At 69.8% G+C, this 19,947-nt stretch carries 18 protein-coding genes and 1 tRNA gene; 15 read left to right on the top strand and 4 right to left on the bottom strand.

Annotated elements, in window-relative coordinates; genetic code table 11:
* Nucleotides 1–71: 71 nt before the first annotated feature.
* The 3 genes from HG543_RS03185 to HG543_RS03175 all read right to left on the bottom strand — a co-directional run bounded on the left by HG543_RS03185 (nt 72) and on the right by HG543_RS03175 (nt 3,915).
* Nucleotides 72–2,006, bottom strand: coding sequence for a carbohydrate binding domain-containing protein (locus tag HG543_RS03185; RefSeq protein ID WP_169343148.1), 1,935 nt, complete (start codon nt 2,004–2,006; stop codon nt 72–74).
* A gap of 224 nt (nt 2,007–2,230) precedes the next feature.
* The gene (locus tag HG543_RS03180; protein ID WP_169343147.1) at nt 2,231–2,791 is read right to left on the bottom strand and encodes a thioredoxin-like domain-containing protein; all 561 of its coding nucleotides are present in this window, start codon (nt 2,789–2,791) and stop codon (nt 2,231–2,233) included.
* Nucleotides 2,792–2,814: 23 nt separating this feature from the next.
* The gene (locus HG543_RS03175) at nt 2,815–3,915 is read right to left on the bottom strand and encodes a DHH family phosphoesterase (RefSeq protein WP_169343146.1); all 1,101 of its coding nucleotides are present in this window, start codon (nt 3,913–3,915) and stop codon (nt 2,815–2,817) included.
* A gap of 112 nt (nt 3,916–4,027) precedes the next feature.
* On the opposite strand from HG543_RS03175, the gene uvsE reads away from it, so the two are divergent.
* The 4 genes from uvsE to HG543_RS03155 all read left to right on the top strand — a co-directional run bounded on the left by uvsE (nt 4,028) and on the right by HG543_RS03155 (nt 9,490).
* Nucleotides 4,028–4,981: a UV DNA damage repair endonuclease UvsE gene (gene uvsE / locus HG543_RS03170; protein ID WP_169343145.1), complete on the top strand. Its 954-nt coding sequence runs from the start codon at nt 4,028–4,030 to the stop codon at nt 4,979–4,981.
* Nucleotides 4,982–5,032: 51 nt separating this feature from the next.
* Nucleotides 5,033–6,928: a M2 family metallopeptidase gene (locus HG543_RS03165; protein WP_169343144.1), complete on the top strand. Its 1,896-nt coding sequence runs from the start codon at nt 5,033–5,035 to the stop codon at nt 6,926–6,928.
* Nucleotides 6,929–7,045: 117 nt separating this feature from the next.
* Nucleotides 7,046–7,249 carry a cold-shock protein gene (locus tag HG543_RS03160; protein WP_141332297.1) on the top strand — a complete coding sequence of 68 codons (204 nt, stop codon included), beginning with the start codon at nt 7,046–7,048 and terminating at the stop codon, nt 7,247–7,249.
* Between the two features lie 261 nt (nt 7,250–7,510).
* Nucleotides 7,511–9,490, top strand: a complete 1,980-nt coding sequence (locus HG543_RS03155; RefSeq protein ID WP_169343181.1) for a hypothetical protein — start codon at nt 7,511–7,513, stop codon at nt 9,488–9,490.
* A gap of 55 nt (nt 9,491–9,545) precedes the next feature.
* On the opposite strand, the gene HG543_RS03150 is transcribed toward HG543_RS03155, so the two are convergent.
* Nucleotides 9,546–10,283, bottom strand: coding sequence for an FKBP-type peptidyl-prolyl cis-trans isomerase (locus HG543_RS03150; protein ID WP_169343143.1), 738 nt, complete (start codon nt 10,281–10,283; stop codon nt 9,546–9,548).
* Nucleotides 10,284–10,515: 232 nt separating this feature from the next.
* Between HG543_RS03150 and HG543_RS03145 the strand changes: the two genes are divergently transcribed.
* From HG543_RS03145 to infC, 11 genes are all read left to right on the top strand, one after another.
* On the top strand, nt 10,516–10,866 hold the full coding sequence (locus tag HG543_RS03145) for a PilZ domain-containing protein (protein ID WP_169343142.1): 351 nt from the start codon (nt 10,516–10,518) through the stop codon (nt 10,864–10,866).
* Nucleotides 10,867–10,983: 117 nt separating this feature from the next.
* Nucleotides 10,984–11,793 (top strand): TP0624 family protein, encoded by an 810-nt coding sequence (locus tag HG543_RS03140; RefSeq protein ID WP_169343141.1) that lies wholly within the window; start codon nt 10,984–10,986, stop codon nt 11,791–11,793.
* A 22-nt stretch (nt 11,794–11,815) separates the two neighbouring features.
* Nucleotides 11,816–13,045: a hypothetical protein gene (locus HG543_RS03135; RefSeq protein ID WP_169343140.1), complete on the top strand. Its 1,230-nt coding sequence runs from the start codon at nt 11,816–11,818 to the stop codon at nt 13,043–13,045.
* Complete coding sequence (locus HG543_RS03130; RefSeq protein WP_169343139.1) at nt 13,045–13,407, top strand: PEGA domain-containing protein; 363 nt, start codon at nt 13,045–13,047, stop codon at nt 13,405–13,407. Before HG543_RS03135 ends, HG543_RS03130 begins: the two co-directional genes overlap by 1 nt.
* Nucleotides 13,407–14,168: a FecR family protein gene (locus HG543_RS03125; protein ID WP_169343138.1), complete on the top strand. Its 762-nt coding sequence runs from the start codon at nt 13,407–13,409 to the stop codon at nt 14,166–14,168. The genes HG543_RS03130 and HG543_RS03125 overlap by 1 nt, the downstream gene beginning before the upstream one ends.
* A 197-nt stretch (nt 14,169–14,365) precedes the next feature.
* On the top strand, nt 14,366–15,469 hold the full coding sequence (locus HG543_RS03120) for an AI-2E family transporter (RefSeq protein WP_343073259.1): 1,104 nt from the start codon (nt 14,366–14,368) through the stop codon (nt 15,467–15,469).
* On the top strand, nt 15,466–16,380 hold the full coding sequence (locus HG543_RS03115; RefSeq protein WP_169343137.1) for a hypothetical protein: 915 nt from the start codon (nt 15,466–15,468) through the stop codon (nt 16,378–16,380). The genes HG543_RS03120 and HG543_RS03115 overlap by 4 nt, the downstream gene beginning before the upstream one ends.
* Complete coding sequence (locus HG543_RS03110; RefSeq protein WP_169343136.1) at nt 16,377–17,063, top strand: uracil-DNA glycosylase family protein; 687 nt, start codon at nt 16,377–16,379, stop codon at nt 17,061–17,063. Before HG543_RS03115 ends, HG543_RS03110 begins: the two co-directional genes overlap by 4 nt.
* A 68-nt stretch (nt 17,064–17,131) precedes the next feature.
* A tRNA-Val gene (locus tag HG543_RS03105) sits at nt 17,132–17,203 on the top strand.
* Between the two features lie 75 nt (nt 17,204–17,278).
* Nucleotides 17,279–19,207: a threonine--tRNA ligase gene (gene thrS, locus HG543_RS03100; protein WP_169343135.1), complete on the top strand. Its 1,929-nt coding sequence runs from the start codon at nt 17,279–17,281 to the stop codon at nt 19,205–19,207.
* Between the two features lie 96 nt (nt 19,208–19,303).
* Nucleotides 19,304–19,947 (top strand): translation initiation factor IF-3 (infC, locus tag HG543_RS03095; RefSeq protein ID WP_343073263.1); only part of this gene is annotated, 644 nt, incomplete at its 3' end.

Below are 19,947 nucleotides of genomic sequence, written 5' to 3'. Positions count from 1 at the left end.
GTGCAGGGCGGGCCCGCTCCGCTGCAGGACGCATCCATGTCCTGATTCAGGGGAGCGCGCCCCCGGCCGGACTACCAGGAGATGCCGTCGACGTAGACCGTGCCCGTCCAGGTTCCGCTGGTGGTGAGCTCCACGCCCAGTTGGTACAGCGGCGAGGTGCTCGCGGACGGTAGCGTCACCGTCACCGTGTTCCAGGCGTTGGGCGTCAGGCTGCCGATGGCGGTCCAGCGTCCCGTGAAGCGCCAGCTGGCCGTCGCGCCTTCGAGGCCATAGGGCTGGATGGAGGTGATGCTGCTACCGGAGGGAATCCAGATGCGGAAGGTCACCGTCGCGCCGCGCGGTACGGGGGCATTGGAAACGACGGCCATGCCGGTGCCGGACGTGCCGCTGAAGGACACCGCGAGCGAACGCGTGCCCGCGTAGGCCCGCGTGGTGGAGGTGCTCACCGCCTTGATGGCACTCCCGGAGGCGACCCAGCCCTCGGTGCTGGACTCGAACCCGTAGCCACGCGTCGTGCCGCCGCCGGTGCCGCCATCCGTGCCCGCGTCCGGGCCCCGAGTTCCGCCGTCGGTACCGGCGTCGACGCCGCCATCCCGCGTGCCCGCATCGACGCCGCCATCGCGAGTCCCTGCGTCGACACCGCCATCCCTCGTCCCTGCGTCCGTGCCGGCATCGACGCCGCCATCCCGGGTCCCCGCGTCCGTCCCCGCATCGGTGCCACCGGTGCCGCCATCCGTCCCGCCGCTACCCGGAAGGGGCAGGGTGGTGCCCGCGGCGGGCAGCGTGAGGCCACCGGCGCGCAGAAAGGCCCCGGCACGGTTGCGAATGTACGGCTGGCCATCGCTGGCGAGGTCATTCTGGTAGGAACTCTGCCCGCCAGCGCCCGCGCCGAAGAGGAGCGCGATGACGCCCGAGTTGGCGAACTTCCTCCGGTGCAGGTCTCCCTGCGACCCGAAGAAGTACTCCGGCCGGTTGTCTTTGTAGCCCGCGCTCGCGGAGCCATCGTTGTGGATATTGCGGTGGTTGGCGTTGCCCAGCGGAATCTGCCACAGCACCCAGCGCTTGCCGGTGCCGACGTTCATCAACCGCAGCCACTCCGCGTAGCGGTTGAAGGACTTTGTGGAGATGGACGCGTTGTCGTCCATGTTCCACCAGCGGTCCTCGCCGCGCGTCAGCCGGTAGAAGTCCGCGTCACGGTCGAGCGGGTCACCCACCAGCACGTCGTAGGTGGTGCCGGTGACGTTGGCCGCCACGCCCGCGGGCTTGAGGAAGTTGACGACCTTGTCCACCTCGGGCCCCAGCGGGTCTGTCACCGAGAAGGCGGAGATGTCCTTGCCGCTGGCCCACGCCGACACGTGGATGCCGAGGATGACGTTGTTCGCGCCCACGGCCTTGCGCATCTGGAGGAAGGCCAGGCTCCAGCCGGCGACGGTGTTCGGCAGGCCCGCCAGCTCCGGCAGGCCGGTGGCCGCTACCGCGGCGTACGTACCCGGGGTGGAGTTCGTCTGTTGCTGGAGGAAGCCGATGGCGTCCGGCTCGATGAGCACGAGCACGGGCTGGCCGTACTCCTTCGCGCGCTGCATCAGCACCTTGAAGTCGCTGAAGTAGCTCTTCATCGTCGTCGCGTTGCCCACCTTCGCGAGCGACTCGCCCTCGCCACCGCCGGGCTCTCCGAAGAGCTGGTAGAAGACGGGGGCCGGGATGAAGCCCTGGGTCTTCGACTCCTGCATGAAGGTCGCGCCCCAGCTCCCATCGCGCTGGCCCCAGCCCCAGTTGTCCACCCAGCCCTTGGTGAAGTAGCGATAGCGCACGTCCCAGGGCACGCCGCTGTCTCGCATCCAGTTCTGTCCGGCCTCCTCGAAGAGACCGATGAGCAGTCGATTGGGAAGCCCCGGAGGCACGGGCCCCTTCACACCCGAGTCCGTCTGGGCGGAGGCCGGCACCGTGGCCAGGGCAGTCAACGTCAGCATCAGCGCCGTGAGGGCGCGGTAGAGGAACGTTCTCATGGCACCCTGGATACAAATGGGCGGCGTCCCGTACGCCGCCCGCCGGGGCAGGTGCCGACATTCCAACCGCCCTGCCTGCTCCATGAGCCGCCGCCGGACACCTGCTCGTGAGGATTCAGGACAGGCGGGTGTTCAGGCGCGCAAGCGAGTGCTGTGCCTCACCGCCAATGCAACAAGTGCGTGCGATTGAAGACTCACAGTGATGCCCACGGAAGGATGCGGATTCACTGTCCAGGGCAGCCCAGCCCGGGCTCCGGGGCCTCGGCGTCCTGCAGCCTCAGCAGGCACTGAAGCGCCTCCGGGTCCGCCGAGTCCGTCAGGTACGCGCGCCGCCACAGCATCGCGGCCACGCGCGTGGGCATCTGCGGGTCCTGCGCCACCAGCGCCCGGCGCACGCCGTTGGCACCCGCAGGCACCGAGGCCGCGGCGGCCTCGAGCCTGGCGACCTCCTCGGGGCAGCCGTCCGGGCAGTTGTAGAGGAACACGGCGTGCCCGTGCTCCAGGTTGTGGATGTAGAGGCAGCGCGAGACGGGCTCGGTGTAGACGCCGCACCGGGCCACGCTGCCGCAGTGCAGGCCGGAGCGCGGCGGGTTCTCCGTGGGGATTCCTCCCGAGCCACAGGCGTCGCTGCTGCACGAGCTCACGTGGCGCGCCTCGGTCTGGGCCGACAGCGGGAAGTCGAACCGGTCACAGCCCTGGGGGTCGGGCTCGGGGTCCGTGGAGCCGCAGGCGGTGAGGGAGAGGAGGGCGACGAGGGAGGGGACGAGGACGCGCGAACGGGTCATCACGTCCTCGTCATATCGCAACATCAACCGGGGAACGCGCCCCGGCGCTCCACGTCGAAGGTGCGCAGCCCCGGGAAGCCCGCCGCCTCGGCGAAACGGAGGAAGTCCTCCTGCGTGAGGCTTCCGCCCGTGGCGCGCGCGTGGCCGTTGGCGAACTCGCCCCCCATGGGCGGCAGGTCCAGGTCCTTCAGCCAGGCGATGAGGTCCACCGGGGCGCGGCTGCGCATGGCGAAGTTCACCCGGCCCGGCAGGTAGCCCGCGTTGGCGGCGATGACGATGTGCTCGGGCAGCCGCTGCGCCCAGCGCACCGCCACCAGCGGATGCACCTGCGCCTCGGAACTGAACAGCAGCAGCGCCACGTTGCGCGCGAAGCGTGGCGGCGTCTTCGCGCACCGGGCCACTTCGTACTGCACCTCCAGCCGACAGTCGCGCAGCGTGTCCACGCCGGGCACGCGGCCCTCCGCGATGTCGGCGGCGCTGCCGGCGCGCAGCAGCACCTCCAGCGCCTGCGGGGCGGCGAAGCGCGACGAGCGCCGCGCCGCGTTCAGCAGCGCCACCGCCTCCGTCACCGCCTTGCGCCCCGCGCGCTTGAGCGCGTCCTTGAGGAACGGCATGGGCGCCGTTGCTCCCAGGTCCGCCACCGTCCCCATCACTGCCAGCCACTCCAGCGGGCCGGGCACCACCAGCGGAGACACCAGCACGTACGTCAGCAGGCTGCTGTTGGCGATGGGCTCGTGCCCGTTCGCGGTGAGCACCCGCGCGCCGGGCGGGAAGACGTCGGACAGGTGGTGGTCCACCACCAGCGTGGGCAGCCCCGGGACGATGGGCTCCCCGCGGCTGCCCATGTCGAGCACCACCAGCGCGTCCCACACGCCGGAGCGCAGCCGCTCCTGGAACGCTGGCGAGTGAGCGTGCTCTCCCTTGCCGGGCACCCGTGCCAGCGGACGGGCGCCCACCGACTCCAGCGCCTTCAGCGCGAGCACACCCGAGGTGAGCCCATCCACGTCGGTGTGCGGCGCCACCAGCACCCGCTTTCCGCGCTGCTCCTGGAGGAATTGGCGGGCCTCGGCCAGCGCCTGCTCGGGCGCGGGCCAGTTCGGGTCCTTCGTGTGTCCCAGCAGCATGGTTCGAAGCTGTAACGCCGGCCGGGCTCGGGGGAGGGTGGGGCCGGAGTGCCCGCAAGGAGTACGGCCGGGCTCACGTGCGATGTCGGCCTCGTGTGAGACGGCCCCTGTCATGCCGAATCTCAAGAGCATGGAAGGCCTCACCACCTATCGACTGGGCTACGTGGCCAACTGCCTGACACTGGGCGTGGGCGCCAGCCACACGTGCCGCCTCGCCACCGCCACCCCGCAGCGACTGGAGGCGCTCACCGCGCAGAACCTGGAGGAGCTGGAGCAGATCCTCCTCTTCAACGAGGCGCGCGGCATCGAGGTGTTCCGCATCGGCTCGTCGCTGGTGCCCTTCGCGTCGCACAAGGTGAACACGCTGACGTGGTGGAAGACCTTCGCGAAGACGTTCGACCATCTGGCGCGCATCGCCCGGCGTTCCAATCAGCGGCTGTCCATGCACCCGTCACCCGCGGGGGCCTCGCTGTCCTCGCGCCACCCGCACGTGCGCGAGGCCGCGCTGGTGGAGCTGCGCTACGGCGCCCGCGTGCTGGACCTGCTGGAGGCGGGACCCGAGGCCCGCGTGGTGCTGCACGTGGGCGGCGCCGCGCCGACGCGCGAGGAGGCGCTGGCCGCCGCGCACCGCTTCCTGGACGAGATGCCGGAGGACCTGCGCAACCGCATCACCATCGAGCACGACGACAAGGTGTGGAGCGCGCGCGAGGTGCTGCCGCTGGCGCGCGAGCACGGCGTGCCCATGGTGGGCGACAACCTGCACAACGCCGTGCTGCCGTCGGACCCGGAGATGTCGCTGAAGGAGCTGGTGCGCGAGGCCGCCGCCACGTGGACGGCGCTGGACCTGCGGCCCAAGTTCCACCTGGCCAGCCAGAAGGCGGACGGGCGGCCCGGAGCGCACTCGGACTTCGTGGACCCGGCGGACTTCCGCGCCATGGTGTCCGCGCTGGTGGGGCCCGCGGACTTCATGCTGGAGGCGAAGGAGAAGGACCGCGCTCTTTTCGCCCTGCGTCAGCTTGGCGTGAAGCGTCAGCAGGTGAAAGGGCAGGGCGCGGCGGCTCCCTGAGGGCCACTTTCGGGATGCCATCGGGCGGCGCTTCTTCTACGGTCCGCCCCCATGAACCGGAAACTCCCCCTGCACCCCCTGCTGCGCACGGCCCTCGCGGCCGTGGCGCTGCCCGCCTTCCTGGGCGGCTGTGCCCAGGATTCGCAAGTGACGCGTGAGACCCCGGCCACCACCGGTGCGTCCGCGCCCCAGGCCCAGGCCGCTACCTCCCAGGCCACTCCCGAAGAGGCGAAGCAGTTCGTCGCCAAGGTCAACGCCGACCTCAAGCGGCTGTGGACGAAGCAGGCCACCGCCGAGTGGATCAAGAACACGTACATCACCGACGACACCGAGCGGAACGCCGCCTACGTCAACGAAGAGGTGCTGGCGTACGTCAACGGCGCGGTAAAGGGAGCGCGCCGCTTCGACGGCCTGCAGCTCGACGCGGACACCGCGCGCATGCTGCACCTGCTCAAGGTGTCGCAGACGCTGCCGGCGCCCTCCGAGGCGGAGAAGCGCTCGGAGCTGGCCGCCGTCGCCGCGAAGCTGGACGGCATGTACGGCAAGGGCAAGTACTGCGGCGCGGACGGCAAGGGCAAGTGCCGCGACCTGCAGGAGCTGTCCGACGTCATGGCGGAGAGCCGCAAGTATGACGAGCTGCTGGACGCGTGGCAGGGCTGGCACTCCACCTCGCGCCCCATGCGCCCGCTGTACGAGCGCCTGGTGAACATCTCCAACGAGGGCGCCAAGGACATCGGCTTCAACGACCTGGGCACGCTGTGGCGCTCGGCGTACGACATGCCGGCCGCCGACTTCGAGAAGGAGGCCCAGCGCCTGTGGGGCCAGGTGAAGCCCCTCTACGACGAGCTGCACTGCTACGTGCGCGGCCGCCTCGCGAAGCAGTACGGCGAGGACAAGGTTCCCGCCGGCAAGCCCATTCCTGCGCACCTGCTCGGCAACATGTGGGCCCAGGAGTGGAACAACATCTACCCGCTGGTGGAGCCCTTCCCCGGCCAGGCCAGCCTGGACGTGGACGCCGAGCTGAAGAAGCAGGGCTACGACGCCATGCGCATGGTGAAGCTGGGTGAGAAGTTCTTCACCTCGCTGGGCCTGAAGGAGCTGCCGCAGACCTTCTTCGAGCGCTCGCAGTTCACCAAGCCCAGGGACCGTGAGGTCGTCTGCCACGCCAGCGCGTGGGACGTGACCTACGAGAACGACCTGCGCATCAAGATGTGCATCAAGCCCACCGAGGAGGAGCTCATCACCATCCACCACGAGCTGGGCCACAACTACTACTACACGTACTACTACACGCTGCCGGTGCTCTATCAGTCCGGCGCCAACGACGGCTTCCACGAGGCCATCGGCGACGCCCTCACGCTGAGCATCACCCCCGCGTACCTGCAGCAGGTGGGCCTGCTGAAGTCGGTGCCGAAGAACGACAAGAACCTCATCAACCTCCAGCTCAAGGACGCGCTGGAGAAGGTGGCCTTCCTGCCGTTCGGCCTGCTCGTGGACCAGTGGCGCTGGGAGGTCTTCTCCGGCCGCATCCAGCCGGCGGACTACAACAAGTCCTGGTGGACGCTGCGTGAGAAGTACCAGGGCGTGGCCGCCCCGGTGGCGCGCTCCGAGGCGGACTTCGACCCGGGCGCCAAGTACCACGTGCCCGCCAACGTCCCGTACACCCGGTACTTCCTCGCCCGCATCCTCCAGTTCCAGTTCCACAAGGCCATGTGTGAGGCAGCCGGCTTCAAGGGCCCCCTGCACGAGTGCTCCATCTATGGGAACAAGGAGGCCGGCAAGCGGCTCCAGGCCGTGCTGGAGCTGGGTGCCAGCAAGCCGTGGCCGGACGCGCTCCAGGCCATGACGGGCACCCGCGACATCGATGCAACCCCGTTGCTGGACTACTTCGCCCCCCTGCGCACCTGGCTCCAGACGCAGAACAAGGGCCAGAAGTGCGGGTGGTGACGCTCTTGGGTGGACTCCCCCCACGACCCGCGCATAAATTGCGTGGGTCTTGGCGGGTTCGCTCGGTAGGACCGGACGACGGATTTTCGCGTCCGTGACGAAAGAAGAAGAGAGCAAATGGCAACTGGTACCGTGAAGTGGTTCAACGATGCGAAGGGCTTCGGCTTCATCACCCAGGACGGCGGTGGTGAGGACGTGTTCTGCCACCACACCGCCATCAACATGGATGGCTTCCGCACCCTGGCCGAGGGCCAGAAGGTGGAGTTCGAGGTCACCCGCGGCCCCAAGGGCTTGCAGGCGCAGAACGTCCGCGCGGCCTGACGCGAACGTCGTTCGAACGTCTTCCTGATGCATCATGAGGGTCCGGCCCATCCGTGGGTCGGACCCTTCGTTTTTTCTGGAGCCCCCACCGTGTCCTCCCCGATGAAGCCCCGGGCCTCGCGCGCCCGCTTGCTGCCGCTGCTGGCCATGCTCGGCTGCTCCTCCCAGACCGCCGTGGTCCGGGAGTCGAGCGAGGGCCAGCCGTCTCCCGCCTCGACGCAGGCGCGCCCGTCCGAGTCCGCCCCGAAGGAGTCCCGTCCCATGTCGGAGCTCGTGGATGTCGCCGCCCTGAAGTCCGCCCTGGTGTCCAAGCACGGCGAAGCCCAGCGGGCCCGCATCGAGCGGGGCGTGGACCAGGTGCTCGCGCAGTGGCGGCCGGAGGACGGCGACGTGGCGGCGTTCATCCACGAGCAGTTCATCACCGACCCGAAGGTGCTGGACGCCACCTTCGCGCGGCTGGAGCGGCTGTTCGAGCAGCTCGACGGCCACATGAACGAGCTGGGCCGCGAGCTGAACTGGTACACGGACCTGGACCTGGGGCCGCTGCTGACAGTGGAGCCGCTGCTGGCGGCGTATGACCCGTCCTCCAACGTCACGTCGGACCTGTTCCGCGCGAAGGTGGGCTTCGTGGTGCTGCTCAACTTCCCGCTCACCACGCTGGCCGAGCGCATGGAGCAGGGCCCGACGTGGACGCGGCGCCAGTGGGCGGAGGCGCGGCTGACCTCGCGCTTCAACCGGCGCGTGCCCGCGGAAGTCGAGCAGGAGTCCTCGCGGGCCATCGCCGCGGCGAACCTCTACATCGCCGAGTACAACATCTGGATGCACCACCTGGTGGACGCGGCCGGCAACCGGCCCTTCCCCAAGGGGCTGCGGCTCATCAGCCACTGGAACCTGCGCGACGAGCTGAAGGGGGACTACGCCGACCCGAACGGGCTGGTGAAGCAGCGGCTCATCCTCCAGGTGATGGAGCGCATCGTCACCCAGACGATTCCCGCGGCCGTCATCGACAACCCGCGGGTGGATTGGGATCCGTTCACCAACACGGTGAAGGCGGCGCCGCCGGAGACGGTGGAGGAGGACGCGCCGAAGCGCGAGGTGACGGCGGACGCGGCCTCGGAGCCGGACACGCGCTACGCGCGGCTGCTGGCCACCTTCCACGCGGCGCGCAAGGCGGACCCGTACGTGCCGGTGGCGCCCACGCGCATTGCCCGCGCCTTCGAGCTGGCGCGCGAGCTGCCGGAGGAGCGCGTGAAGGCGCTGCTCACGCAGGTGCTGGAGTCACCGCTGGTGCCCCGGGTGGCGAAGCTGATGGAAGCGCGGCTGGGCCGGAAGCTGGAGCCGCAGGACCTCTGGTACCCGGGCTTCAAGCCGGGAGGGAAGCGGCCGGAGTCCGAGCTGGATGCGCTGACGCGCAAGCGCTACCCCACGGCGGAGGCCTTCGCGAAGGACATGCCCCGCATCCTCCTGGGCCTGGGCTTCACGCGCGCGAAGGCGGAGTGGCTGGCGGCGCGCATCCAGGTGGATGCCTCGCGCGGCGCGGGCCACGCGCAGCAGGCGATGCGGCGCGGAGACTTCCCGCGCCTGCGCACGCGCGTGGAGAAGGGGGGCATGAACTACAAGGGCTACAACATCGCCGTGCACGAGCTGGGGCACAACGTGGAGCAGGTGTTCAGCCTCTACTCGGTGGACCACACGCTGCTGGCGGGCGTGCCCAACAACGCCTTCACGGAGGCGCTGGCCTTCGTGTTCCAGGCGCGAGATTTGGAGCTGCTGGGCCTGGGCAAGCCGGACGCCGTGGCCGAGCGCGAGCGGGTGCTCAACGACTTCTGGCAGACGTGGGAAATCGCCGGCGTGGCGCTGGTGGACATGGCGGTGTGGCACTGGATGTACGAGCACCCGGACGCGAAGCCGGCGGAGCTGCGCGACGCGGTGGTGGCCATCTCGCGTGACGTGTGGAACCGCTACTACGCGCCGGTGCTGGGCCGCGAGGGCACGCCGCTGCTGGGCATCTACAGCCACATGATCAGCTACCCGCTCTACCTGCCGGACTATCCGCTGGGGCACCTCATCGCGTTCCAGATTGAAGAGCACCTGCACCGCAAGGGCCCGCTGGGCGCGGAGTTCGAGCGGATGGCCACGCACGGCGCGGTGACGCCCGACCAGTGGATGATGCACGCCACGGGCGCGCCGGTGAGCGCGGAGCCGCTGCTACGCGCCACGGAAGCGGCGCTGAAGCAGTAGGCCGTGGCCGGGTCCGGGGCTCCCGTCTCGTGGAGCCCCGGAGTGAAGCAGGACGCTACGGCGCCTTGGACGTATCGCCGGGGATGTCCACCAGCTCCACGTCGAAGATGAGCACGGCGTTGGGCGGGATGCGCGAGCCCGGGGGCGGGCGCTCGCCGTAGGCGGTGTTGCCGGGGCAGGTGAGCTGCGCCTTGCCGCCCACCTTCATCTTCGCGACGCCCTGGGTCCAGCAGGGGATGACGCCGTTGAGGGGGAACTCCACGGGGATGCCGCGCTTGGCCGAGCTGTCGAACACGGTGCCGTCCACCAGCCGGCCCTCGTAGTGGACCTTGACGGTGTCGGTGGCGCGGGGGCTCTTGCCGGTGCCGGCCTGCGTCTCCAGGTAGATGACGCCGGAGGAGAGCTTCGTGGCGCCGGGCGCCTTCGCGGCGCGCTCCAGCGCGGCGGTGTTGGCCTGGGCCTGCCGGGCCTTCGCGAACGCTTGAATCTTCGGCCCGTACTCCTTCGCGTCCACCGCGGGCGCGGTGCCGGCGATGCTGTCCGCGATGCCGCGCTGGAGGAGCTGCACCTCCTCGGGGGTGAGCGCGAAGCCGGAGAGGTCCCGGCCCACGGAGACGCCGAGGGCGTAGATGGTCTTCGCGTCCTCGGAGGAGAGGTCGGGGGGCGCGGCCGGAGCCGTCGTCGCCGCCGGAGGCGCCTTGGCCGCGGGCTTCGTCGCGGGCTTCGAGGTCTGCGCCTGGGCCACGGAGGCGCCGAGCGCCAGCACCAGGGCCGACATCCACATCGTTCGCATGCTTCCGCCTTTCACGGGAACCGGTGAACTGAAGGGCCGCAGCATTACGGCGAGGGCGGCCGTCCGTGCAAGCCAGCGCGAAGAATGCAGCGAGAAAGCACAGTCGGCGTTCGCTTCGCGGCCTACCCTGCCAGGACCCGGTCGTTTTCTTGCGCGTTCATCGCGCGCCTCTACCCTGAGTCCAGGCTGCATCACCCCCGAAGCAGCCTGTTGCACCACTGGAGACGAAGCGATGAGCGACAAGCGGAAGGCCAGGCGGGCGCCCCTCGACATCTACCTGAACAAGTACATGGGTGGCGTGCCGTACATGTCGCGGGCCGCGGACATCAGCCAGGAAGGGCTGAGCCTTGCTCGCCTGCTCGAGCCCCAGCACGAGGCGAAGCGCGTGGGCCTCCAGTTCCAGCTCCCCGGCTCGGAGGAGATCATCTACGCCGAGGGCGAGGTGGTGCGTGAGTGGGTGGAGGCGGCGAACACGAAGCGCGAGCGCTCGGGCGTGCGCTTCACGCTGCTCACCGAGCGTCACCGTCGGATGATCGACGCCTACGTCGACCGACACGGGCAGGAGAGCAGCCGGGAGAACTGACGCGTCGCGGCGCCTTCCGCGGGGCGCCTTGACTTCATTGGAAGCGGGCTCCTTGAATTGCGGATCATTCTGTCCCGTGACTACCCGCGACGTCGGGTGAGGGCTGGAGGAGTTCCCGTGAGGCGTTCGCTGTGGGGGATGTTGCTGGCCGTGCCGCTGACGGCGCTGGGCCAGGGCAAGGAAGCGAAGGCCCCGGCACCCGCCGCGGCGGAGGTGGCACGCTCCGCGTTGCCGGGCGTCAACTGGGAAGGGCAGGTGCTTCGCGCCACGGGCGCTGGAGCGCCGGACCTGAAGGCGGCCAATCCCGCGCAGGCGCGACTCGGCGCGGAGCGGGCCGCGAAGCTGGACGCGTTCCGCAACCTCCTGGAGCAGGTGAAGGGCATCCAGCTCAGCGCGGGCCGCACCGTGGCGGACGAGATGGCCCGCGACGAGGTCCGGGGCCGCGTGGAGGGCGCCATCCGCGGCTTCAAGGTCGTGGCCAAGCGGTACTTCTCGGACAGCGGCGTGGAGATGGACGTGGAGGTGCCGCTGGCGGCCATCACCGCGTCGCTGGTGGCTCCCGCGCCGGACGCGACCATTCTCCTCAACTCCGAGGGGGCGCCGAAGTACACGGGCCTCGTCGTGGATGCGCGCGGCCTGGGAGCGAAGCCGGTGCTGGCACCCCGCCTGCTGGATGGCGCGGGCAAGGCGCTCTACGGCGCGGCGGCGCTGTCGGCGGAGAGCCGCGCGGCCACGGGTGTCGCGGCCTGGTTCAACAGCCTGGAGGCGGCGAAGAAGGCCACGCTGGTGGGCGAGAAGCCGCTGGTGGTGAAGGCCACGGGCCTGAAGGGCTCGGACCTGGTGCTCTCCTCGGATGACGCGAAGGCGCTGGCCGAGGCGAACACGCGCTTCCTGGCCGAGGGCCGGGTCGTCATCGTCACGCAGTAGTTCCCTGACAAAAGGCATCGCCATGGCGAGGTCCCTGAAGCTGACCGCGGTGTCCCTGCTGCTGGCGTCCGTGGCGTTCGCCGCGGCCCCTCCGCCCGCCACCGTCGTGAAGGAGGTCACCGGCGAGGCGGCCATCGTGGACGACAACCGGGACAAGGCGTTCGCCGATGCGAAGGCCGCCGCCCTGCGCGAGGCGGTGGAGCAGGTGGCCGGAGTGCTCGTGTCCTCGGACACGCTCACGGCCAACAGCCAACTCATCCACGACCGCATCCTCACGCACAGCGCCGGCTACGTGCGGACGCACGAGGTGCTGGAGCGCAAGGAAGAGGGCGGGGTGGCGAAGGTGAGGGTCCGCGCGGAGGTGGGCACGGCCCAGCTCGACAAGGACCTCCAGGCGGTGCGGGCGCTCATCGGGCGGCTGGGCAACAGCCGGTTGCTCATCGTCCTGCAAGAGCAGGCCATCACTCCGGACAAGGTCATCACCAGCAGCTCGGTGCTGACGCAGGTGCTCACGGAGGCGTTCCGGAACGATGGCTGGCGGATCATCGACCCGTCCTTCGCGGCCGGGAAGCTGGAGGTGGCCCCGGGCGTGTCGTTCATCACGCCGAACGCGAAGGTCATCCAGGAGTTGAAGGTGGCGGACTACATCGTCACGGGCACGGTGACGTTCCGTCACGAGAAGTCGAGCCGCGATGGGGACGCGCTCTCGGCGCACCTCAAGGACCTGTATCTGGTCTCCGGGACGTGGGAGCTCGCGGTGTTCGCCACGGACTCGGGCACGCAGATCGCCCGCGTGGCGGACGCGTTCGACAGTGGCCCCGAGAGCCGCGGCTCGAACTACCCGAACATCTCCTACGAGCGCACGTCGTTCGAGATCGCCCGGCACCGGGGGAAGAAGATCCTCGGCGACGTGCGCAAGGCCGTCATCGACCACCTCTCGCAGGCGGAGCAGAACGGAACCCAGGTGGTGATGAAGGTGCACGGCCTGCGGGACTACAACGCGGTGAAGACCTTCAAGACCGTGCTGACGCGGGCGCTGACCGGCGTGAGCGAGGTGAAGCAGGGCCACTTCGCGAAGGAGGAGATCCAGTTCGACCTGCGCTACCAGGGCAGCACGGAGACGCTGGCGGAGACGCTCGGCGAGAAGGCGTTCCAGAAGAAGCTCGCGGAGGCGTTCGGCGGCAAGGCTCCCCCGAAGGCCAGCGTGACGGGCGTGACGAGCAACACCGTCGAGCTGACGCTGGCCCCCTGATGCGTGGAGCGTGGCTGGCAGTGGCGCTGGTGGCATCCGGCTGCGCGGGACGCGAGCGGGAGCCGGAGACCCTGGCGCGGGCGCGCGAGCTGATGGCGGGCGCGGAGACGCCGAGCGGGAACCTGGCGCTGCGCTGCGAGCCGCAGGACGCGGAGGTGTACCTGGACGGCGTGCTGCAGGGGCTGTGCAGCGACTTCTCGGGCTCGCCGAAGTCGCTGCGGGTGGGCGCGGGGCTGCATCACATCGAGGTGAAGAAGCAGGGCTTCTGGCCGTACACGACGTACTACGAGCCCAGCGGGGCCCGGGCGAGACTGACCATCCAGCTCCGGTCCGCGGCGGCCCCTGGCGGAGGGACTCCGTGATGCGACGGGACAGGTGGTGTCCGAAGGCGGTGCTGGCGGCGTTGGTGGTGCTGTGCGTGCCGGGGCTCGCGGCGGCGTCGGTGGGCCGGGTGGAGACGGTGGAGGGCTCGGCCTGGCGCACGCCCGAGGGCGCCGAGCGGCAGCCGCTCCAACCCGGCGTGGAAATCGAGCAGAAGGACACGCTGGACGTGGACGCGAAGTCCGGCGTGAAGCTGGTGCTCAACGACGGCAGCGTGTTGATGCTGAGCGCGGACAGCCAGCTGGTCATCACCGAGGCGGAGTTCGCGGGCCAGGAGCGCAAGGGCTTCGTGGGCTCCCTCAGGCTGGGCAAGGTGTGGGCCTCGGTGAAGAAGGCGCTGTCGGGCTCGCAGGCGAAGTTCGAGGTGAAGACGGACCGCGCGGTGGCGGGCGTGCGCGGCACCACGCTGCGCGTGGACGTGGCCCCGCCGGCCGTCGCGGGCGCGCTGTCGCCGAGCACCGTGGTGCAGGTGTATTCGGGGCTGGTGCGGGTGGCGGCCCGGGTGCCGCCTCGGCCCGGAGGGAGTCCAGGCCCGGTGCCGAAGCCGGGTGAGCGCGTGGAGGTTCCCCCTCCCCGGGAGGTCTCGGTGGAGGAGTGGGAGGAGATCGTCCGCGAGCTCCAGAAGGACCGTCAGATTGAAGTAGGCAAGCGTGTAGGCCCGGTGACCCGGGTGGACCCGAAGCGTCGCGACGACGAATTCGGTATTTTCGTGAAACGAAATCAGGGCTTGAAGAAGCCGTAGCCCGATCCGACGCAGAAGAGGAGAACGCCATCGGACGCCGTAAGAAAGCCGCTGCCCGCCCCACGGTGACTCCCGCCGCCAGGCCTTCCGCCCACCCCGAGCCCGTGCTCCACGCGGTGGCGGCACCGGGGGCCTCCGCCGTCCCAGGGCCAGCCGGGCAGCCGAGCGCTCCGCCGTCGGGAAGCGTTGCTCCCGCCGTGCCGGAGGTCGGGCTGACGGAGGTGGAGGCGCGTCGCATCGACCTGTGGTGGTCCGCGGTGATGGTGGGCTCGCTGGCGCTGGTGTTCGCGCTGCTCTCCGTGTTCGGCGGGGTGGCGGTGCCGGTGCTGCTGGCGCTGGCGGGGGCCTATATCTTCAACCCGGCGGTGACGTCTCTGGAGAAGCAGGGGCTCGACCGCACCTGGGGCACGACGGTGGTCTTCGTGGCCGGCACGCTGCTGATGGTGGGCGCGGTGCTGTACCTCATCCCGGTGTTCCGGGATGAGGCGGCGAAGCTGCCGCACTTCTTCAGCCGGGCGAGCAGCGAGGTGGTGCCACGGGTGGAGGCGCTCCTGGGCCGGTCGCTGCCGGACCTGGTGCGGCAGCGCGCCGCCGAGCTGGGGCAGCAGGCGTCGGACCTGGTGCAGAGCGCGGGGCCCGCGGCGGCGCGAATCCTCGCGAGCTTCGCGGGCAACACGGCGCGTTTCGTGGCGACGCTGCTGGGCCTCACGGTGGTGCCGGTGCTGGCCTTCTTCTTCCTGCAGGACTACCCGCGGCTGACGGGCATGGTGAAGGACCTGCTGCCCCGGCGCTCGGTGGCGTTGATCAGCCGGCGCTTCCTGGAGGTGGACGAGGTGCTCTCCGCCTTCGTGCGCGGGCAGCTCACGGTGGGCGCGGTGCTGTCGGTCATCTACGCGGCGGGGTTGTCGATGGGCCGCATCGACATGGCCATCGTCATCGGCGTGATTGCCGGGTTCGGCAACATGGTGCCGTACCTGGGCACGGGCGTGGGCATCCTGCTGTCGCTGGTGGGGCTGATGCTGTCCTGGCAGGGGCCGTGGCAGATTGCCGTGGTGGCGGGGACCTTCGTCGTCGGGCAGATGCTGGAGGGGCTCGTCATCACCCCGCGCATCGTCGGTGAGAAGGTGGGCCTGTCGCCGGTGGCGGTCATCATCGCCATCCTCGCGTTCGGCGAGCTGTTCGGCTTCGTGGGCATCCTCCTGGCGGTGCCGGTGGCGGCCATCCTCAAGGTGGTGCTGCGCGTGGTGATTCAGCGCTACCGCCGCACGTCGATGTACACGGGAGAGGCCTCCTCGCCGTGACGGCCGTGGCGGTGTTGCTGGCGGCGCTGCTGGCGCAGGCGCCGTCCGAGCCGGGGCCCTCGGGGCTGACGCTCCCGGGCTACCGGCTCCACCTGGTGGTGGACGAGTCGGTGGACGCGGACACGCTGCGCGCATTGGCCGGTAGCGGCACGGTGCTGTGGCTGCGCACGCGCTCCAACATGCTGCGCGACTCCACGGTGGAGGCGGTGGCGCTCTTCCCCGAGGCCTATGTCCTCTTCCGTCCTCCGCTGCTGGAGGCCCATGCGGACCAGTTCCGCCGGGCGCCGCGCGCCGGGGTGTGGGTGGGGTCGGAGTCGCTGGGCAAGGGTGTTGGTTGGCACTCCCGGCTGGGCCCGCGTCGGGTGGCCGTGGAGGTGCGGGGGCCGCTGGACACGGAGGTGGCCCGGAAGGTGGCCGCGCTCCGGCCCGCCCGGGTGACGTGGTTGCCGGGCGAAGCGGACGCGACACTGGCCGGGTGGGGCGAGCTGGCGCAGCTGCCTGGGACCAAGGTGCTCGCCCTGGCTGGGGTGGCGGGAGTCGCCCAGGCAGCAGGGAGCCTCTCTCCAGGACCTCGGGGCGAGCGCGCGGAAGCCTCTGCCTCCGAAGCCGCGCCCAGGCCCCGGCCGTGCGTCGAGGAGGAGGTCCTCCCAGGCCTCCTGCGAGCCGCCCGCTCGCGGGTCGCACTGCGCGTGGACATGGGTGCACCCGTGGATGGGCCACCCTGCGGAATGACGAGGCGGGTCCGGGTGTCGGGTGCGCCGGACGACGCGGCCCTGGTGGCGCTGTTCAGTCGGGCACCGGACTCCGAGCTGGAGCTGGACGTGGGCGCGGACCCGGCGGCGCTGGCGAACGCGCGCCGGTGGGTGGAGCGGCTCGAGGCGGCCGTGCGAGGCGACGGGAGCACGCGGTGACGAAGCTGGAGAAGCTGCACAAGGAAATCGTGGACTGCCGGGCCTGCCCGCGGCTGGTGGAGTGGCGCGAGGAGGTGGCGCGCGTGAAGCGCCGGGCGTACCGCGACTGGAACTACTGGGGCCGGCCGGTGCCGGGCTTCGGAGACCCGAAGGCGCGGCTCATCATCGTGGGGCTGGCGCCGGCGGCACACGGGGCCAACAGGACGGGGAGGGTGTTCACGGGAGACCGTTCCGGGGACTTCCTCTTCGCCGGGCTGCATCGTGCCGGCTTCGCCAACCAGCCGACCAGTGAGCACCGCGAGGACGGGCTCATCCTGAAGGACGCCTTCATCGTGGCCGCGGCCCGCTGTGCCCCGCCGGACAACAAGCCGCTACCGGAGGAGCTGGCCCGGTGCGCCCCCTTCCTGGACCGGGAGATGTCCCTGCTGCCCGGCCGGGTGCTGCTCGCGCTGGGGGCCATCGGCTGGAACGCCGCGCTCTCCTCGCTGGAGCGCTCCGGGGTGGAGCTCGCCTCGCCCCGGCCCGCCTTCGGCCACGGGGCCGAGGTGCTCCTGCCGGGCGGGCGGACGCTCATGGGCTGCTACCACGTCAGCCAGCAGAACACGCAGACGGGCCGCCTCACCCCGGCCATGTTCGACGCGGTGATGGCGCGGGTCCGCGTGTTGCTGGAAGGGAAGAGGTGAGGGGTCCGACGTGTTTGCTTGACAGTCGCGGGAGCCCGCTGCTATTCCCGCCGCACTTCGGCAGCAACGGGTCGTTAGCTCAGCGGTAGAGCACTACCTTGACACGGTAGGGGTCAGTGGTTCGATCCCACTACGACCCAACAGTAGAAGATTCATCCAGCGGGCGGCACGGCTTCTCAAGAGCCTGCCGCCCGCTTTTTTTCCTGAGGTCTCGCATGTCCGACATGATCACGGTGACGCTCCCCGACGGCAGCCAGAAGCAGACCGCCCGGGGCACCACCATCGCGGACTTCGTGCGTGAGAGCATCGGGGCGGGCCTGGCCAAGGCCGCCCTGTTCGCCCGGGTGAACGGCCAGGACATGGACCTGGCCCGGAAGCTCGAAGAGGACGCGAAGCTCCAGATCTTCACGCCGAAGAGCCCCGAAGCCCTGGAGCTCATCCGCCACGACGCCGCCCACGTGGTGGCCAGCGCCGTGCAGCGCCTGTTCCCCGGCACCCAGGTGACCATCGGCCCGGCGACGGAGGAGGGCTTCTACTACGACTTCTTCCGCGAGAAGCCCTTCACGCCCGAGGACCTGGAGAAGATCGAGGCCGAGGCCAACAACGAGCTGAAGCAGGACCTCCCCTTCGTCCGCACGGAAATCTCCATGGACGAGGCCGTGCGCCTCTTCGAGGAGAAGGGCGAGAAGTTCAAGGTGGAGATCGTCAAGGACATCGCCGCCAAGGGCGCCAAGACGCTCACCCTCTACAAGCACGGCGACTGGGTGGACTTCTGCCTGGGACCCCACGCCCCGAGCACCGGGAAGATCGGCGTCATCAAGATCCTCTCGTCCAGCGGCGCCTACTGGCGTGGCGACCACCGCAACCCGATGCTCCAGCGCGTCTACGGCACGGCCTTCTTCGACAAGAAGGCGCTGCAGGAGTACCTGACGCGGATTGAAGAGGCGAAGAAGCGCGACCACCGCAAGCTGGGCAAGGAACTGGACCTCTTCCACTTCCACCCGTACGCGCCGGGCGCCGCCTTCTGGACGCCCAAGGGCACCGCGCTCTACCAGACGCTCTCCGACTGGATGCGCAATCTCACGGCCGAGGACGGCTACGTGGAGATCAAGACGCCCCTGATGTTCAACAAGGGGCTGTGGGAGACCAGCGGCCACTGGGGCAAGTACAAGGAGAACATGTTCCTCGTGCTCGACAGCGAGTCCGGCGAGCATGACTTCTCCCTCAAGCCGATGAACTGCCCGTCGCACCACCTGTTCTACGGCTTCAAGAAGCACAGCTACAGAGACTTGCCGCTGCGCTTCCACACGCAGGACGTGCTGCACCGCAACGAGGCGGCGGGTTCGCTCGGCGGCCTCACGCGCGTGCGCCAGTTCGCCCAGGACGACGCGCACATCTACTGCATGGAGAGCCAGATCACCGACGAGGTGCGGCGCTTCGTGAAGCTGCTGGACCGCGTCTACAAGGCGGTGGGCCTCACCTACGCGGTGAAGCTGTCCACGCGCCCCGAGCAGCGGCTGGGGGACGACTCCCTGTGGGACCGCGCCGAGGGTGGCCTCAAGGCGGCGCTCGAGTCGCTGGGCCTCCCGTACGAGCTGGCCCCGGGTGACGGCGCCTTCTACGGCCCGAAGATCGACTTCGCGGTGTCGGACAGCATCGGCCGCCGGTGGCAGCTGGGCACCATGCAGCTGGACTACCTGGCCCCGGAGCGCTTCGACCTGACGTACGTGGGCGAGGACAACGCCGAGCACCGCCCCGTGGTGCTCCACCGCGCCATCTTCGGCTCCTTCGAGCGCTTCACCGCCATCCTCATCGAGCACTTCGCCGGCGCCTTCCCGGCGTGGCTCTCTCCGGTGCAGGCGACGCTCGTCACCGTGGCGGACCGTCAGCTGGACTACGCCCGGAAGGTGCGGGACGACCTGCGCGCCAAGGGCTACCGGGTGGAGCTGGACGAGCGCGGCATGACGCTCAACGCGAAGATTCGCGAGGCCCAGCTCCAGAAGGTCCCCTTCACCCTGGTGGTGGGCGACAACGAGGTGGAGGCGGGCGCGGTGGCGCCGCGCCGGTACGGCGGCGAGGACCTGAAGTCCATGAAGCTGGCGGACTTCGAGGCCCTCCTGGCGAAGGAGGCCGCCCTGCCGTGACGTGAACGGGAGGTCAGACCCGGCCGCTGAGTGCCGGACGGGTCTTGACTCCGGGTCGCACCTGGATATGGTGCCGGCCCTTCGGAGGATTCTCCAATCGTTCGCGACCAGAGAACGAACCGTCGAATCCGTGCTCGTGAGGTCCGGGTCGTAGGCCCGGGGGGCGAGCAGCTTGGCGTATTGCCGATCGAAGCAGCGCTGGAACGCGCTCAGTCAGAGGGGATGGACCTCGTCGAGGTCAGCCCGATGGCGAAGCCGCCGGTCTGCAAGATCATGGACTACGGCAAGTTCAAGTACGAGGAGAAGAAGAAGGCCTCCGAAGCGAAGAAGAAGCAGGTCGTGGTTCACCTCAAGGAGGTGAAGCTCCGCCCGAAGACGGAGGAACACGACTACGAGTTCAAGGTCCGCAACGTCCGCCGCTTCCTGGAAGAGGGCAACAAGGCGAAGGTGACCATCACGTTCCGCGGGCGCGAAATCACGCACAAGGAACTGGGCAGCGCCATCCTGGACGACGTGACGAAGGACCTGAAGGAAGTGGCGGTGGTGGAGCAGGCGCCCCGGATGGAGGGGCGGCAGATGTTCATGATCCTGGCTCCCAACCCGAAGGTGGCGGCGAGGGCGCGCGAGTTGGTCCGGCAGCAGGCCGAGGCGGCGAGCAAGAAGGCGGACGGCAAGCCGGCGGAGGGGCGGAACGAGGTGGTGGCGGTGGGTGGCGTGCCGGTGGCGGGTAGCACTCAGGG

This window comes from Pyxidicoccus fallax (assembly GCF_012933655.1).
Lineage (GTDB): Bacteria > Myxococcota > Myxococcia > Myxococcales > Myxococcaceae > Myxococcus > Myxococcus fallax.
The sequence above is the reverse complement of the archived record's forward strand: the minus strand, read 5'-3'. Positions and strand labels throughout refer to the sequence as shown.